Source organism: Pararobbsia silviterrae, from assembly GCF_003628125.1.
GTDB lineage: Bacteria > Pseudomonadota > Gammaproteobacteria > Burkholderiales > Burkholderiaceae > Pararobbsia > Pararobbsia silviterrae.
Map to the genome: position 1 here is coordinate 345,870 of NZ_RBZU01000004.1, position 15,885 is coordinate 361,754.

Consider the following 15,885-nt stretch of genomic DNA (forward strand, 5'->3'; position numbering starts at 1 on the left):
TTTTCGACCCGGAGCGGACCATGAACGCGATCACTGAACCCTTTACGCACACCGCGTCGGCCACGGCGGACGCGATACAGCGCTGGACGCCGATCTGCGCGCTCGACGACATCGTGCCGAACACGGGCGTCTGCGCGCTCGTCGGCGATGCGCATATCGCCGTGTTCCGCATCGAGGCTGACGAGCCCGGCGTTTATGCGATCGACAACTACGATCCCGCATCGGATGCGTCGGTCTTGTCGCGCGGCATCGTCGGCAGCCTCGGCGAGCGCATCGTCGTCGCGTCGCCGATCTACAAGCATCACTTCGATCTGCGCACGGGCGAATGTCTCGAAGCGCCCGAGAAGTCGGTGCGGGCCTTCGAGGCGCGCGTGCACGACGGTCAGGTCTGGATTTCGCGCTAGGCGCGAACGTTCCGCCCGCGAGGGTTCATAGACGAAGCACGAAGCACGAAGCACGAAGCACGAAGCACGAAGCACGAAGCACGAAGCACGAGCTAAGTGCAATAAACGTAGACACATTTTTACCGATCCTCGAATGACTTCGACTCTCGTCAAGACAGCATGTCCGTACTGCGGCGTAGGCTGCGGGATGGTGCTGCACGTCGAGAACGAACAGGTCGTCAAGATATCGGGCGACAAGGATCATCCGACGAACTATGGACGGCTTTGCACGAAGGGCCAGTCGGCCCATGTCGCCTTGCGCAAGTCGGGTCGTCTCGAGGCCGCTTACGCGCGCGGCGCGCGCGATGCGGATCCCGTCCCGTTGCCGATCGCGCAGGCCATCACGCAGACCGCGCAGCGGCTGCGCTCGATTCTCGACGCGCACGGGCCCGATGCCTTGTCGTTCTATGTATCGGGACAGATGTCGATCGAGGCGCAGTATCTGATCAACAAGCTCGCGAAGGGCTTTGTCGGCACACAGCAGATCGAGTCGAACTCGCGCCTGTGCATGGCGAGCGCGGGAAGCGGCTACAAGCTGTCGCTCGGCGCCGACGGCCCGCCCGGGTCGTACCAGGATTTCGACAAGGCCGACTTGTTCTTCGTGATCGGCGCGAACATGGCCGACTGCCATCCGATCCTTTTTCTGCGCATGATGGATCGCGTCAAGGCGGGGGCGCGTCTCATCGTCGTCGATCCGCGCCGCACGGCGACGGCGGACAAGGCGCATCTCTATTTGCCGATCCGGCCGGGCACCGACCTCGCGCTGCTCAACGGCCTGCTGTATCTGTTGCACGCGAACGACAAGACCGATGCGGCGTTTATCGCGGCATCGACCGAGGGATGGGACGCCATGCCGGCCTTTCTCGCGGACTACACGCCCGAGCGCGTCGCGCGGATCACGGGGCTCGACGAGACGGCGCTTCGTCAGGCTGCCGAATGGATCGGCGACGCGCGCGAGTGGATGAGCTGCTGGACCATGGGGCTCAACCAGAGTACGCATGGCACATGGAGCACGAACGCGATCTGCAATCTGCATCTCGCGACGGGCGCGATCTGCCGGCCGGGCAGCGGACCGTTTTCGCTGACGGGCCAGCCCAATGCAATGGGCGGCCGCGAGATGGGGTATATGGGGCCGGGCCTGCCCGGACAGCGTTCGGCGCTCGTGGATGCCGATCGCGCATTCGTCGAACGCGCATGGGGCCTTGCGCCGGGCACGCTCAACGCGACGAGCGGCGGCGGCACGATCGACCTGTTCTCGCGAATGGCCGCGGGCGACATCAAGGCGTGCTGGATCATCTGCACGAATCCGGTCGCGAGCGTCGCGAATCGCCAGACGGTGATCGCGGGTCTGCAGGCGGCCGAGTTCGTCGTGGCGCAGGACGCCTTCCTCGATACCGAAACGAACCGCTACGCCGATATGCTGTTGCCCGGCGCGCTGTGGGCCGAGGCCGAAGGCGTCATGGTCAACTCCGAGCGCAATCTGACGCTGATGCGCAAGGCCATCGACCCGCCCGGCGATGCGATGCCGGACTGGTGGATCATCGCGCGCGTCGCGTGCGAAATGGGCTATGCGCATGCGTTCGACTACGCGTCGGCCGACGAAGTGTTTGCGGAGATCACACAGTTCTCGAATCCGTCGACCGGATACGATTTGCGCGGCACGAGCCACGCACGCTTGCGCGAGACGCCGATCCAGTGGCCATGCGCCGCGTCGAACGCGCACGACCGCAATGCGATCCGCTATCTGAACGACGGCGTGAGCCAGACGCTACGCACGCAGGCGGACGGCTCGGTGCCGCACTTGTCGTTTCCGACGGCGAGCGGCAAGGCCAGGTTTTTCGCGCGCGCGCACGTCGACCCGGCCGAGATGCCCGACGCGGCCTATCCGTTCGTGCTCAACACGGGCCGTCTCCAGCATCAATGGCACACGATGACGAAGACGGGCAAGGTCGCGATGCTCAACAAGCTGAACCCCGAGCCCTTTGTCGAACTGCATCCCGAGGATGCCGCGGCGCTCGGCGTGCGCACGAAGGATCGCGTCGAGATCCGCTCGCGACGCGGCCGCGCCGTGCTGCCCGCGATCGTGACGGATCGCGTGCAACCGGGCAACAGCTTCGCGCCGATGCACTGGAACGATGTCTTCGGCGACGATCTCTGTATCAACGCCGTGACGAACGATGCGGTCGATCCGATCTCGCAGCAACCCGAACTCAAGGTCTGCGCGGTGGCGCTGACGCGTATCGAATCGCACGACGAGGTGCAGTCGTCGGAATCGACCGAAGCCGGCGAGCCTGCCGGATCCGCGTCATCCGTTACCGCGGCGGTCACCGATACCGACACCGTGTCTGAACAGGAAAGTCTCATGCCTCAAATCGATACGTTGTGCCGGATGCTCGCGTTGCCTGCGAGCGCGCCGACGCTGAGTCCTGCCGAACGCATCTACCTGACGGGGTTCGTCGCGGGCCTGCAGTCGTTTGACGGCCAAGGCGTGCCCGTGCTGCCGCCAAGTGCACCGTTTGCGTCCGACACGCGTCTGTGGGTCGATGGTCTGCTCGCGGGTCTGTTCAGCCGCACGCAGGGCGCGGCGATGGCCGCGTTCGGCGAGGCGACCGGCGGCACGCTCGCATCCGCGGATGCGAGCGAAGCGCACGGCGCCGCGTCGTCCGTGCAGATCGTGCATTCGCGTCCCAAGGTCGTGCTGCTCTGGGCGTCGCAGACGGGCAACGTCGAGTCGCTGACCGAGACGTTCGCGATGCGGCTCATGGACGCGGGCTTCGAGATCCGCGTGACGTGCATGGCGGATTTCTCGGTGGCGGCGCTGGCCAAGGCGCAATACGTGCTGTTGATGACCAGCACGTTCGGCGACGGCGACGCGCCCGACAACGGTCAGACGTTCTGGGACGCGCTCGGTGCGTCCGGCGCGCCCAGACTCGATGCGTTGCACTATGGCGTGCTCGCGTTCGGCGACTCGAACTACGACGCGTTCTGTGGTCACGGCCGCAAGCTCGATGCACGTCTGGCAGAACTCGGCGCGAAGCGTCTGCTCGATCGCGTCGATTGCGACACGGATTTTCAGGAACCGGCCGCCGCGTGGCTCGAACGCGTGACACTGCGCGTCAAGGAAGCGGATGCCGCGCTGCATGCGGTCGACGAGGGCGGGATGATGCCGCCGACCGTGCCGGGCGCGGTCGCGACCAAGGCGCGGCCCGCGCCGTCGCAGATGCTTGCGAATGTGCGCCTGAACCGCGAGGGTGCATCGAAGGACACGCGTTACGTAGCGCTCGATACGAAGGCGCGCGGCCTCGAATACGAAGCCGGCGATGCGCTCGGCGTCTGGCCGACGAATTGTCCCGAACTCGTCGACGAGCTGATCGCGGTCGCGGGTCTCGATGCGACGACATCGGTCAGCGTGCCGGGGGCGGGCGAGATGACGCTTGCCGACGCGCTCGTGCAGCATTACGAAATCGCGCGGCCGAGCCAGGAGGCGCTGGCGTTGATCGCCGAGCGCTGCGCGCAGCCCGGCCTCAAGGCTTTGCTCGCTGACGAACACAAGGCCGATCTCAAGCAATGGCTCTGGGGTCAGCAGCTCGCCGATGTGCTCCACGAACATCCTTCGGACGTGAGCGCGCAGGAACTGCTCGGCGTGTTGCGGCGCATGCAGCCCCGACTGTATTCGATTGCATCGAGCCCGAGCGCGCACGAAGGGGAAATCCATCTGACCGTCTCGGCCGTGCGATACAACAACGGCCGAAGAATGCGCAAGGGCGTCGCATCGACGTTTCTCGCGGATCGCGCCGCAGAGATCGAGGTGCCCGTGTTCGTGCAGAAATCCGCGCATTTTCGGCCGCCTCATCGCAGCGAGACGCCGATGATGATGGTCGGCCCCGGCACGGGCGTCGCGCCGTTCCGCGCATTTCTGCATGAGCGCCGCGCGCGCGGACACACGGGCCGCAACTGGCTGTTCTTCGGCGAACAGCATGCGGCGACGGATTTCTACTATCGCGACGAACTCGAGTCGATGCGCGACGACGGCTTGCTGACACGGCTCGATCTCGCGTTCTCGCGCGATCAGACCGACAAGATCTACGTGCAGGACCGCATGCGCGAGCAAGGCGCGGACATCTGGGCCTGGCTCGAACAGGGGGCGCATTTCTATGTCTGCGGCGACGCGTCGCGCATGGCCAAGGACGTCGATGCCGAACTCAAGGCGCTCGTTGCGCGGCACGGCGGGATGTCGAACGATGCCGCGGCCGACTACGTCGCGGCACTCGCAAAGGACAAGCGCTACGTGCGCGACGTTTATTGATCGGCGCGCAGATTGGCGGTCTCGGTGCCCGCGAGTTCGCGCGCAAGCGCGACGGCTTGCGTCAGGTCCAGGTTCTGCGACGCGTAGGCCGCGCGCTTGACGTCGTCGGGCAGGGCCCAGTCCCATTTCTCGCGATTCGCATCGTCGATCCGCGCGAATGCCTTGGCCGTGCTGGCCTCGGCTTGCGCGCCGATTTTCCGGAGCGCATCGACGACCGTCGCCGGCGTCGCGGCGCGTACGTCGATCGCGACGCCGCGATTGCTCGCGTTGAGCCCTTCGGCGCGCAGCAGCAGGGTGAGCGCATCGTTGATCCAGTCGCCGCGCCAGGTCGCGATCGCGACGTCGCGGCCGTCGCGCAAGATCGCGTGACGCGCGAGGGCGCGAACGCGGAAAAAGGCGCGCGCTTCGTCGAGCAGCGTGCGCGCCGTCGCATCGAGAAACGGGACGGGCGTGTGCTCCGATAGCACGCGCTTCATCTCGCGCCGGACTTCATCGTGAATCATCGCGGACGCGCCGTCGAAGACCGGCGGCACTCCGGCGGCATCGGCGCTCACATGGATCACGCGATGGCGCAGGTCGATCTCGTTCGCGATCCAGCGGCGGCCCGCGAACACGATTTGCTGTCCGACGCCGAGACCGCGCATGACGGGCACCGTGCCGAGCGTGCGTCCCGCGTCGACGATCCGGAACGTATCGGGCGTGTTGAACGCCGAGTAGAACTCGAAATGATGGACGCGCGCCTCGGCGCGTTGACCATGGAGCAGCAAGCCCGTCGGATCCTGCATCAGGAGATCGGCCGCGCCGAGGCTGCGCAGGATGGCCGCGAACGTCGGCTTGTCGATCTGCTCGAACGGTCCGGATTCGACGAGCATGTCCCAGAGCGCGCTTGCGCGGCATCCGCCGCGTTCGGCGATCAAGGACAGGATTTGCTGAACGAGCGTCGAGACGTGCATGCCCTGCGCGCGCGGCGGTTCGACCCAGCGCGCGAGCATGAGGCGAATCATCGCGATCGTCTGCACGAGACTTTCGCGCACGCCGTCCGAGAGGTCCGCATCGCGCGCGACGGGCCGCTCGACGCAATAGCAGCGGACGATCGAGGGCTCGCCGTGACGGCGTCCCGAGCGGCCCATGCGCTGGCGCAAGCTGGCGACCGACGGCGGCGGTCCGATCTGGGCGACGCTGCGCACGGCGCCGATATCGATGCCGAGTTCGAGCGTGTTCGTGCAGATCGCGGTGGCGGCGCGAACGCCGTCCTTGAGCGCGTGTTCGGTGTCGTCGCGCAGTTCCTTCGAGAGGCTGCCGTGATGCGGAAAGAACGCGTTGGGCACGCCTTCGCGTTCGCAGATGCGGGCGAGCAGGTCCGCGTAGATTTCGACTTGCCGGCGGCTGTTCGGGAACACGAGATTGTTCGACCCGTGCAGCACGTCATAGAGATGGCGCGCGATGTCGAGCGTTTGCCCCGGGACGGTGTCTTCGAGTTCGGGGCTCGGCAAGCCCGGTTCGATATCGATGCGCGCGGGCTGTTCGAGATAGCCTTTGACGACGATCTGCACGGCCTGGCCCGCCGACGCCGAGTCCACGATCTCGACGCGTTCGGCTTCGCGCGGGCGCAGAAAACGCGCCGCGAGCGTCATGTCGCCGAGCGTCGCCGACAGGCCGACGCGGACGACGCGATGGCCGCAGGCGCGTTCGATCCGGTGCATGAGCGATTGCAATTGCATGCCGCGTTCCGAACCGATGAAGGCGTGGAGTTCGTCGACGACGATATAGCGCAGCGATCGGAACAGCGTCGCGAGCGTCGATCCGCGATTCACGCACATCGCTTCGAGCGATTCAGGCGTGATGATCAGCACGCCCGCGGGATGCGCGAAAAAACGGCGCTTGCGATGCGCGCCGACATCGCCGTGCCAGCCGATGACCGGGATGTCGAGCGCATCGCAGAGTGTGCCCAGGCGTTCCCATTGATCGTTGATCAGCGCCTTGAGGGGGCTCACGTAGAGCACGGTCGCCGCGCGCGTCTCGTCGCGCAGCAGGTTCGTGAGGATCGGCAGAAACGCGGCCTCGGTTTTGCCGGCCGCGGTGGCGGCCGCGATGATCACGTCGCGGTCGGCATCGACGAGCGCGGGTATCGCGCGTGCTTGCGCGTCGCGGAGTTCGGTCCACCCGGCCTGCCAGATCCAGCGCCGGACCCGTTCGTCGAGACGATCGTACTGTGTCTGGGTGTTCGCCTGCATGCTCGGGCCGCTGTGAGGCGCATCCACGGTCAGCGCGTTCCGTTCAGAGCCGGAAGCTCGTGAGTTCGTCGTCACCGTCGGAGACGATGTCCTGGAGGCCGCCCGTATCGCGTTCGACGTCGAGCGATCCGATCAGCTCGCGCCATTGCGTGGTCGGATTCTGTTCGAGCACGGCGAGCAACTGGATAAATGCGGTGATCGTCGTGCGCGGCGTACGGAAATACGCGTCGCCGAGACGTTCAGCGCAGTGTTGCATGAAGGCGGGGATCGCTTCGTCGGGGATCAGGTATTTCGACGGGTCGCCGTATGCATAGACGCTGCGGATCTTGTCGAGCAAGACGTAGAAGTCTTCCTGGCGCAGGCTCGCGAGCCGGATCACGGGGCCGCTGTAATCGACGAGTCCATCGGTTGCGAACGTATTGGTCGCGAGCCGCGATTCGAGCGCGGAATAGCTATAGAGGCCGCGTTTCGTATCGAGCAGGAATTCGGGCGTCCCGCCGAGCGCGAAGCCGAGTCCTTCGGCCGTGCCCTGCAGCGCGTCGTTGAGGATCCGCAGGATCTGTTCGTAGTTCGCGTTGCGCGCCTGGACGTTCGAGAGTTTGTAGAGATTCACGAGTTCGTCGAGGCATACGAGCAGGCCCGCGTACCCCGCGAGCCGCACGAAGCGCGCGAGCAGCTTGAGCTGATCGTAGACGCTCGCGTCGTCGATGATCGTGCGCACGCCGAGCGCGTTGCGCGCGTCGGTGCGCGTCGCGAATTCGCCGCGCAGCCAGCGGATCGCGTCGCTCTTGAGTTTTTCGTTGCCTTCGTCGAAACCGCGGCAGTAGGCCGCGAGCACGTCCGCGAAGTCGTATCCGCTGACCATCTCCGTGAGCTGGCTCAACTGGGCGCGGATCACGTCCTCGCTCGAACGTCCCGATGCGCGCGCCTCGGTCCGAGCCTGGCCGATGAACTTCTCGACGACGCCCGCGAGCGCGCCGCCATCGGGTTTCGTGCGCGTCGACAGGTTTTTCGCAAGCTCGGCATAGAGCGAGCGCGCCTGCCCGCCCGACGCATGAAGCCGGCGATCGGGATTGAGGTCGGCATGCATCGTCACGAGCTTCTTTTCGAGCGCGATCGCGCGGACCAGATTCAGGAAGAACGTCTTGCCCGCGCCGTATTCGCCGATCACGATCCGAAAGCTCGAACCGCCGTCGGCGACGCGCTCGATGTCCTTGAGCAACGCTTCGAGTTCATGCACGCGTCCGACCTGGATCAGATGCTGACCGATACGGGGCACGACGCCCGAGCGGAGGGATTGGAGCACCGCATCGCGGTCCTTCGGGCGAATAGTCGTCATGCGGCAAGCCTCTGGGCGAGCTCCTGATTGATTTCCACGGGATCGTCGCCGTCGGTCAACGGCGCGTCCCAATGGTCGAGCGATGCTTCGTTGACCTGTTCGATCGCGCCGTCGAGCAGCAGATCGAGATCGGCCGCCGCGTTGGCGAGGTCCTCGCGGCTCCAGCGCGGTCGCGTGACGAGTAGCCGCAGGAACGTCAGATGCGCATCGTCGAGGCCGAGGCGGTCCGCGGACCCGGCGTCGATCGATGCGGGCGCATCGGCGGCTTCGAGCGTGTCCGGTGCGTCGGGCGCGCGGGATGTGGCTACTGCGTCTGATGTGTCGAGGTCGTCGGTCGATGCTGCGGCGCTCGAAACCGAGGCAGTCGAGTCTGCGATCGCTGCATGCGTGTCGACGAACGTGTCAGGCGCATCGTCGAGCGCGGGCGTGTCGAGATCGTCGGCGTCTTGCGCGAACACCTGGGCGAGCAAGGCCGATACGTGCGCCGTTTCGGCTTGCAGCGCGGCGATCCGATCGGCGTCGAGTGTCAACGGCGCGCGGGTCCGATCGTCGCGGGTCCGATCGCGCGCGCCTTCGCGCGCTGGCATCCCCGATCGCGCGCCGCGCGGCGACGATGTCGATGCATCCTGATGCAGATCGCTGTAAAGCTGTCGCGTATCGAGATCGAGCATCGTATAGATTTTTTCGAGCAGCCGGACTTCGGGCGGCGTGACGGTGCCGTCGGCGTTCGCCGTTTGCACGAGAAACGCGGCCAGCACATGGCGCGCATCGGGCGACAGCGGTTCGAGCCGCTTCTTGAGCAGCGCGAGCGGCTGCGGCGCGCTGATCTGGACCGCGAGGCGCGCCTTGAGCCGTTGCTGCTGCGCGGGGCTCAGATGCATCGCGTGCTCGATCTGGTGATGCATGAGCGTGAGTTCGGGATGCGTCGCCTCGCCGTCGGCCATCGCGAGCGTCGCGGCGACGTCGATCATGAGCGCTGCGGTCAAATACGCGCAGTCCTCGTCGATCAACCGTGTCGCGGGATCGATCGCGAACAGCGCGACGCGATCTTCTGCGCGCGGCGTACGCGCGCCGGTCCGGATATCGGGTTCGATACCGACGCCGGCCTGACCGAGCACGCCGACGAACGTGACGATTTTTTCGCGGCTCAGACCGGCCGGTGTCCGAAACGTCGCGAGCAGGTCGCCGAAACGCGTGAGTTCGAGGCCCTCGCGCGTCGTCGCGACGAGCGCGTCGAGCGGCTTGCGCAGGGACTCGGGCCACAGCGCGGGGGCGAGCAGCAGCGCGGCGTCGAGCGTGCCGTTCGATGCGGGATTGCGCGCGAGATAGCGTCCGTAAGGCGCGAGCGCCGTCGCGCAGTCGTTCACGAGTTGCTGCAGACGCGCGCGCGGCAGCGTGACGGCCGACAGATCGGGCAGCGCGCCGACCGATTCCGGCACATCGCGCTCGCGCAGCGCGGGAAAGGCCGTTTCGGGAAACGTGAGCCGCGTCCGGTTCGGCGCGACGCGCAGCCCCTCGTGCAAGCGCGTTCGATAGCGTTGCGTGAACAGCAGCCGGAACGTCTCGGGGATCCGCGAGAGCGGCGGCTTGCGCGTGATCGCGGAGTCGAGGCTCGCCCACGCATAGGCCCATTCCGCGGAGACGGGCGCGTCGTCGACGGCGGCTTGTCCGAACGCGACGCGCACGGAAAACGGCACCTGATAGCCGCGCGTGGTCCGCACGATGGGCTCCGTGCGATACAGACGCGTGGGTGCGGCACGCAGCACGGTCGCCGATTCGATGAGGTTTTCGACGTGCGTCAGGAAGGCCCAGTCGGTGCTCAGCGTCAGCAGTCGGCGCAGTTCGCCGAAGAGCGTGTCGAATTCGGCGGCGTCGATCGCGCCGTGCGCGCCGTCGACGAGCACACGCCGTTCGAGACCGTAGAGATACAAATTCAGATAGGCGGTCGGGATCTCGCGAGCACGGCGATCGGACGCGAGCCAGTCGATGAACACGCGGCGTTGCGCGGGCGAAAGTGCCTTGTAATCGAGCCAAGCCGCGGTTGGGCCGGTTTCGCGGTCCGTCCGGGCGACCGCGCCGACATCCGCGATGTCGAGCGCCGATACCACGACGGGCGAGTCGAGCGCGGCCGGTTCGGGGGCGCCGATGTCGTCGAGGTAGAACAGGCCGCCTTCGATCGTCGTCCCGGCGACGACCACGCGACGGTCGCGCGCAATCCACCGCGCACCGTCGGCGCGCAGCATCGTGCCGGGTGTCGGAAGGGCATTCGGCGCGAGGGCAGTCAAATCTGCAGGACTGCCGGCCGCCGGCGGGACGAAGTCGGAACACATTCCCGCGATTATAGGGCCCGAAGTGGGCGTGTGCTGCGGCGCGGGACCTTGCGCGCCGCGGTGTGGCGCGCGACGCGAAGCGCCCTTGCGCGGGGAATGCTCCCCGGGCGCGACATCGTCGTGACATCGGGCGACATAACTCCTCGATGGATTTCCAGGGTCCGCTCTCCGATACTCGCTCCTGTTGCCGGTGCGCGCGTCGAAGCGCACGAGACTGGGGTCGAATGCATGCGCCGAGCCCCGATGACCGAAAGTCGAGCGGCACGCGGTCATCGCCGGTTTGGCGCAGTCGTGACACAGGGACGTGTCGAAAAGGGAATCAGCATGACGATGTCGTGGAATCTGCGGGTGGGCAAGATGGTTCGTCATATCGGCGCGGCGCTCGTATTGAGCAGCGCGCTCATGTCCGGCTGCGCGAGCAGTCATGTGACGTCGCTGTCCGAACAGCCGGCCGCGCTCGGCGCCGCGCCCGCAACGATTTACGTGAGCGCGTTCGATATCGCGTCGAGCGAGGTCAAGGTCGACGAAGGCGGCATGCTCAGGAAACTTGCCGCGGGCTCGAACGACGAACAGGCACAGCGCGATGCCGCCGCGCAGACGCGCGACGACATCGCCGATCAAACGGTCGCGGCGCTGGCGCGCATGGGGCTGCACGCCGTGCGGCTCGATGGGCCGGTACCGAGCGGACAGAACGCGCTCGTCGTAACGGGGCAGATCGGGACCGTCGACGAAGGCAATCGCCGTCGTCGCCTCGTGATCGGGCTCGGCGCGGGCAAGAGCGAGGTCAGCGCGACCGTGCAGATCGTTTATCGCGCGTCGAACGGTGCGACGCATATCGCACAAAGCTTCGACGCGAGTGCCGACAGCGGTCACGCGCCCGGGCTGGCCGAGACGGCCGGAGTGGGTGCGGCCGCCGGTCATGTCGCGACCGCGGCGGTCACGGGAACGGGCCTGCACGCGGTATCGGAAAACAAGCGTGGCAGCGTGTCGGCCCAATCGCGCGGGATCGCGGAGTCGATCGCGAAGCAGGTCGCGCAGCTCGGTACGGTCCAGGGGTGGTACGTCGCGCGTCCCTCGTGAGCCGCGGCGTTGCGCGGGCCCGCGCCCATTCGACGGGCTCGCGCGCCGCACATTCGAGGCGTGCTCGCATGTGTCGCGGAGCCCGCGAACGCGACCTACACTTAGCTCACGACGTCCCGCGTTCAAACGACCGCATCAGGCGCTGCGCGGTGTCGTACCCCTTTGTTTTCGGTGTGGGAGTCCCCATGCGAGATTTTCATATCACGCGTCAGATCGGCGCGCCGATCGAGAAAACGTGGGCGGTGCTCGCGGATATCGATCATTGGCCCGAGTGGACGCGTTCCGTGTCGCGCGTCGAAGCCTTGTCCGACGCGCCGATGGGCGTCGGTTCGCGCGTACGTGTCCATCAGCCGCGCTTGCGGCCCGTCGTCTGGGAAGTGCGCGACTGGCAGCCGGCGCGGCGTTTCGTCTGGCAATCCGGTATTCCAGGCCTGCATATCGTGGCCGACCATCTGCTCGAACCCTCGGAGCATGGCTGCATGGCCGCGCTCCATCTTCGCTATGACGGTCCGTTGGGCGCGGTCGTCGGCATTCTCGGCAAACGGATCACGACGCGCTATCTCGCGTTCGAGGCGGACGGTCTCAAGGCGCGTTCGGAGGGCGCGATCTGACGGACGCCGCGCGAACGTCGATCGACCGAAGGCGATGCGTCGGGCGCGACGCCGCGACGCCATGATGCGGGACCGGGTCGCCTCGGTTCCGCCGTGACGATGTACGCCGTGCGATTTGCGCGGCATTGAATTCTCGCGGATCGGAGCCGATATCGTGCACAAGGCCGATTCAATGAATATCTTCTTTATCGCGCGGCCGTCGTCCTGATTTTCATTTGAATAATCGAAATAGGGATTCGATTATTCGGCCGTGTGCGCCGAATATGACCATCTAAATATGGTCATATTGCCTTTATTCAATCAGGACAAGGCCTTGCGTCATGCCTGAATCGTCTTGACTGCCCATTCTCGGAAACCCCGACTCAGTTTTATCGATGGAGCGCCGTTAAGGAGCGCATCGGATGCGCCTGCCAGGATTCACGAACATCCGCCGCGGCAAAAATACCAGAAGATTGTTAAACGAGACCACGCCTGCAATGAAGACGCTTTTCTCCCGTCTGACGCTCCCGACTAAATTCTGCATGCTCGGCGTGCTCGCGCTGGCCCTCATTGCGTGGCCGACCGCGTTGTTCGTGCTCGGTTCGAACGCGACGATCGCGGCCAAGCATCGCGAGCATGCGGGCATGGCGACGATGCGTGCGATGGTGCGGCTGCTCGAGGATGTCCAGCAGCACCGTCTGGCGGTCACGCGCAAGCTCATGAGCAGCGACGCGGCCGACGAAAAGGCGCGGGCGGATGTCGCCAAGCATATCGATCAGGATATCGACGCGGTCGGCGGCGCGCTTCAGCGGCTCGGCAATGCATCGGTGTCGAGTGACTGGGACAAGATCGTCGCCGCATGGCATACGTTGCGCGGCCGCGCCGAAGCGGGGTCGCTCGACGCGTCGCGGAGCTTCGATCTGCATACGGCGATCGTCCGGAGCGTGCTCCAGTTCAACGGCCGTCTGCTCGATGCATACGGTTTCTCGACCGATTCCGACCTCGACAGCCTCGCGCTCGCGCAGTCGGGGCTCGTCGATTTGCCCTCGCTGACCGAAGAGTTCAATCGGCTGCGCGCGACGGGCCGTATCGTGCTGACGCGCAAGTCGAGTACGCCGGTCGAGAATTTCACGCTGATGAGTGCGTCGGATCGCGCGGCCGAACAGCTCGCGTCGTTCAAGGGCAATGGCGACAAGCTCACGTCGGCCAACGCGACGCTCGGTGGCACGCTGGCGGCGCAAACGGATGCGCTCGCGACGTCGATGCAGGCTGTGCTGACGTCGACGAAAGACACGATCATCAAGGCGACCTCGCTCGATGCGAACGCGAACGACTATGCGGCAAGCGTCACGCATGTGATCGACGCGCAATATGCGGCGATCGATGCGTCGCTGTCGGCGCTCGACGCGTTGCTCGATCAGCAGTCGGGTAGTGCGCGTCACAAGCAGATCGGCTTGCTCGGCGGCATTGTGCTGTGCGTGATCGTCGCGGCGGCTATCGCGCTCGCGGTCATTCGCTCGATCACGGGGCCGATCGGCGAGGCGGTCGCCGTGGCCGAGCGTGTCGCCGCGGGCGATCTGACCGGCACGATCGAAGTCAGCGGCAAGAACGAGACCGCGCAATTGCTGCGCGCGCTCAACGCGATGAACGGCGATTTGCGCGCGCTTGTCGCGAGTGTGCGCGGCAGTGCGAATTCGATCGCCGATGCCGCGTCCGAAATCGCGGCGGGCAATGCGCATTTGTCGGAGCGCACGGAAGAGCAAGCGGCGTCGCTCGAAGAGACGGCGTCGAGTCTTGAAGAGCTGACGTCGACGGTGCGCCAGAACTCCGACAATGCGCGGCATGCGAGCGAACTCAGCGAACGGGCGTCGGATGTCGCCGCGCGCGGCGGCGCGGCCGTCAATTCGGTCGTTTCGACGATGCGCGAGATTTCCGAGAGCGCGGGGCGCATCGGCGAGATCACGGGCGTGATCGACAGCATTGCGTTCCAGACCAATATCCTCGCGTTGAACGCGGCGGTCGAGGCCGCGCGCGCGAGCGAGCACGGCCGCGGTTTCGCGGTCGTCGCCGCCGAGGTCCGCGCGCTCGCGCAACGCAGCGCGAATGCCGCGAAGGAGATCAAGACGCTGATTCAGGACTCGATGACGCGGATCGCGGAGGGCGCGCGTCAGGCGGGGGAGGCGGGGACGACCGTCGACGACGCGGTGACGCAAATCAGCCGTCTCACGAGCATCATGAACGAGATCGCGGGCGCGTCGGCCGAGCAGACGACGGGCATCGAACAGGTCAACGTCGCCGTGACGCGCATGGACGACGTGACGCAGCAGAACGCGGCGCTCGTCGAGGAGGCGTCGGCGGCGACGACGGCGATGGCGGATCAGGCGCGACGGCTGCGCGAGGGAGTGTCGGTGTTTCGTGTCGGCAGCGACGACGCGCCGCATCCGGCAGGCGCTGCGCGTGCGACCGGCGAGGCGCGGCGCACCGCGCGTTTCGGTGAACCGGGCCTCGATGGTGCGCGGGCGCTTGCGGGCTAGCCTTCGTTCGTGTCGCTATTTGAGTCGCTATTCCAGTCGTTGTTCGACGTTTCCGACGTTATTCGCGGACCCATCCCATATGCTCGAGCATCGCCGAGCATTGATCGATGTCCTGCTTGGCGGATGGCAGTCCGGCGACATTCGAGGTTGCGCACTGCGCCGTGTGCCCGGTTTGGGGATCGCGGTAAACGATCGGAGATGCGCAGCCCGCCAGCGCGACGAGCGCGGTCAGGCTCATCAAGAGGTTGCGTGGGGTCATGGTGACCGTTCCATAGGGGCGGGTGAAGCGCTGCGCATCGATATGCGCGGCGCGCCGGGTAGGCATTTCAGGCGGTTGGCCGAAACATCTCGAAGTGTTCGCCGATCTGTGCATAGTCGCCGCGATAGCCGGCGCGCATGACGGGCTGCGCGGCCTGCGTATCGAAGAGACCGTCCTTGATAAAGGACTTGCGGATATGCACGCCGACGACCTGGCCGAGCGCGAGCCAGTTATCCATCGGTGTGCCGTCGATCGTTTTGAGCCGGATGATATCGATGAGCTTGCATTCGAGCGAAGCGGGCGATTCGGCGACGTGCGGCACATCGACCGCGCGGCCCGGCGCAGCCGTCAGACCGGCGAGTTCGAATTCGTTGACGCCGTGTGCAACGGGCGCGGAGGTCTGGTTCATGTGTGCGGCGAGGGTGCGGCTCGTCATGTTCCAGACAAATTCGCGCGTCTGCTCGATATTGCGGATCGAGTCTTTGTAGCCCTCGCTTGAGAATCCGATGATCGACGGGAACGACGAAAACGCGCCGAAAAAGCTGTAAGGCGCGAGATTGACGCGTCCCTGCGCATCGCGCGACGAAATCCATCCGATGAGACGCGGCGCAACGATGGCCTTGAACGGATCGTGCTTGAGGCCGTGTCCTTCATCGGGCCGATAAAAATGAAAGTCTTCTGTCATGTTGAGCGTGTGTGGGTGCGCGCGCAGTCTACTGCATGCGTTCGAAGACCGCATGGGACGGGTGTTTCCGGGTACTACGCGGGGG

Annotated in this window: 10 protein-coding genes; 5 read left to right on the forward strand and 5 right to left on the reverse strand. The window is 65.9% G+C overall.

Translation table 11 applies throughout. The annotated features are described in order from the left end of the window. The first annotated feature begins 20 nt into the window (after nt 1-20). Complete coding sequence (nirD, locus tag D7S86_RS11995) at nt 21-404, forward strand: nitrite reductase small subunit NirD (RefSeq protein ID WP_121086683.1); 384 nt, start codon at nt 21-23, stop codon at nt 402-404. Nucleotides 405-537: 133 nt separating this feature from the next. Further along, a complete protein-coding gene (locus tag D7S86_RS12000) occupies nt 538-4,749 on the forward strand; it encodes a sulfite reductase subunit alpha (RefSeq protein ID WP_121086685.1) in 4,212 nt (1,403 codons plus the stop codon). Here the strand turns inward: D7S86_RS12000 and D7S86_RS12005 are convergent. From D7S86_RS12005 to D7S86_RS12015, 3 genes are read right to left on the reverse strand one after another with little or no spacing between them, the layout of a single operon-like run. Then, nucleotides 4,743-6,983, reverse strand: coding sequence for a DEAD/DEAH box helicase (locus D7S86_RS12005; RefSeq protein WP_121086687.1), 2,241 nt, complete (start codon nt 6,981-6,983; stop codon nt 4,743-4,745). The genes D7S86_RS12000 and D7S86_RS12005 overlap by 7 nt on opposite strands. Before the next feature lie 43 nt (nt 6,984-7,026). Further along, entirely contained in the window at nt 7,027-8,322 is a 1,296-nt protein-coding gene (locus D7S86_RS12010) for an ATP-binding protein (RefSeq protein ID WP_121086689.1), read from the reverse strand. Further along, nucleotides 8,319-10,607, reverse strand: coding sequence for a tellurite resistance TerB family protein (locus tag D7S86_RS12015; protein ID WP_158601927.1), 2,289 nt, complete (start codon nt 10,605-10,607; stop codon nt 8,319-8,321). Before D7S86_RS12015 ends, D7S86_RS12010 begins: the two co-directional genes overlap by 4 nt. A 369-nt stretch (nt 10,608-10,976) precedes the next feature. Between D7S86_RS12015 and D7S86_RS12020 the strand changes: the two genes are divergently transcribed. The 3 genes from D7S86_RS12020 to D7S86_RS30745 all read left to right on the forward strand — a co-directional run bounded on the left by D7S86_RS12020 (nt 10,977) and on the right by D7S86_RS30745 (nt 14,856). Then, entirely contained in the window at nt 10,977-11,732 is a 756-nt protein-coding gene (locus D7S86_RS12020) for a DUF4410 domain-containing protein (protein WP_240648100.1), read from the forward strand. A 185-nt stretch (nt 11,733-11,917) separates the two neighbouring features. Continuing rightward, nucleotides 11,918-12,343, forward strand: coding sequence for an SRPBCC family protein (locus D7S86_RS12025; RefSeq protein WP_158601928.1), 426 nt, complete (start codon nt 11,918-11,920; stop codon nt 12,341-12,343). 476 nt (nt 12,344-12,819) lie between these two features. After that, nucleotides 12,820-14,856 (forward strand): methyl-accepting chemotaxis protein, encoded by a 2,037-nt coding sequence (locus D7S86_RS30745; RefSeq protein ID WP_276313408.1) that lies wholly within the window; start codon nt 12,820-12,822, stop codon nt 14,854-14,856. A gap of 58 nt (nt 14,857-14,914) precedes the next feature. On the opposite strand, the gene D7S86_RS12035 is transcribed toward D7S86_RS30745, so the two are convergent. Together D7S86_RS12035 and D7S86_RS12040 are read right to left on the reverse strand one after the other, a co-directional pair. Beyond that, on the reverse strand, nt 14,915-15,181 hold the full coding sequence (locus tag D7S86_RS12035) for a hypothetical protein (RefSeq protein ID WP_121086695.1): 267 nt from the start codon (nt 15,179-15,181) through the stop codon (nt 14,915-14,917). Nucleotide 15,182: 1 nt separating this feature from the next. Continuing rightward, entirely contained in the window at nt 15,183-15,800 is a 618-nt protein-coding gene (locus tag D7S86_RS12040) for a flavin reductase family protein (RefSeq protein ID WP_121086697.1), read from the reverse strand. Nucleotides 15,801-15,885: the final 85 nt, after the last annotated feature.

What these genes read in the sequence shown, in the direction of transcription:
- nirD (WP_121086683.1), top strand. Translation starts at nt 21, where the DNA reads ATGAACGCGATCACTGAACCCTTTACGCACACCGCGTCGGCCACGGCG.
- D7S86_RS12000 (WP_121086685.1), top strand. Translation starts at nt 538, where the DNA reads ATGACTTCGACTCTCGTCAAGACAGCATGTCCGTACTGCGGCGTAGGC.
- D7S86_RS12005 (WP_121086687.1), bottom strand. Translation starts at nt 6,983, where the DNA reads ATGCAGGCGAACACCCAGACACAGTACGATCGTCTCGACGAACGGGTC.
- D7S86_RS12010 (WP_121086689.1), bottom strand. Translation starts at nt 8,322, where the DNA reads ATGACGACTATTCGCCCGAAGGACCGCGATGCGGTGCTCCAATCCCTC.
- D7S86_RS12020 (WP_240648100.1), top strand. Translation starts at nt 10,977, where the DNA reads ATGACGATGTCGTGGAATCTGCGGGTGGGCAAGATGGTTCGTCATATC.
- D7S86_RS12025 (WP_158601928.1), top strand. Translation starts at nt 11,918, where the DNA reads ATGCGAGATTTTCATATCACGCGTCAGATCGGCGCGCCGATCGAGAAA.
- D7S86_RS30745 (WP_276313408.1), top strand. Translation starts at nt 12,820, where the DNA reads ATGAAGACGCTTTTCTCCCGTCTGACGCTCCCGACTAAATTCTGCATG.
- D7S86_RS12035 (WP_121086695.1), bottom strand. Translation starts at nt 15,181, where the DNA reads ATGCCTACCCGGCGCGCCGCGCATATCGATGCGCAGCGCTTCACCCGC.
- D7S86_RS12040 (WP_121086697.1), bottom strand. Translation starts at nt 15,800, where the DNA reads ATGACAGAAGACTTTCATTTTTATCGGCCCGATGAAGGACACGGCCTC.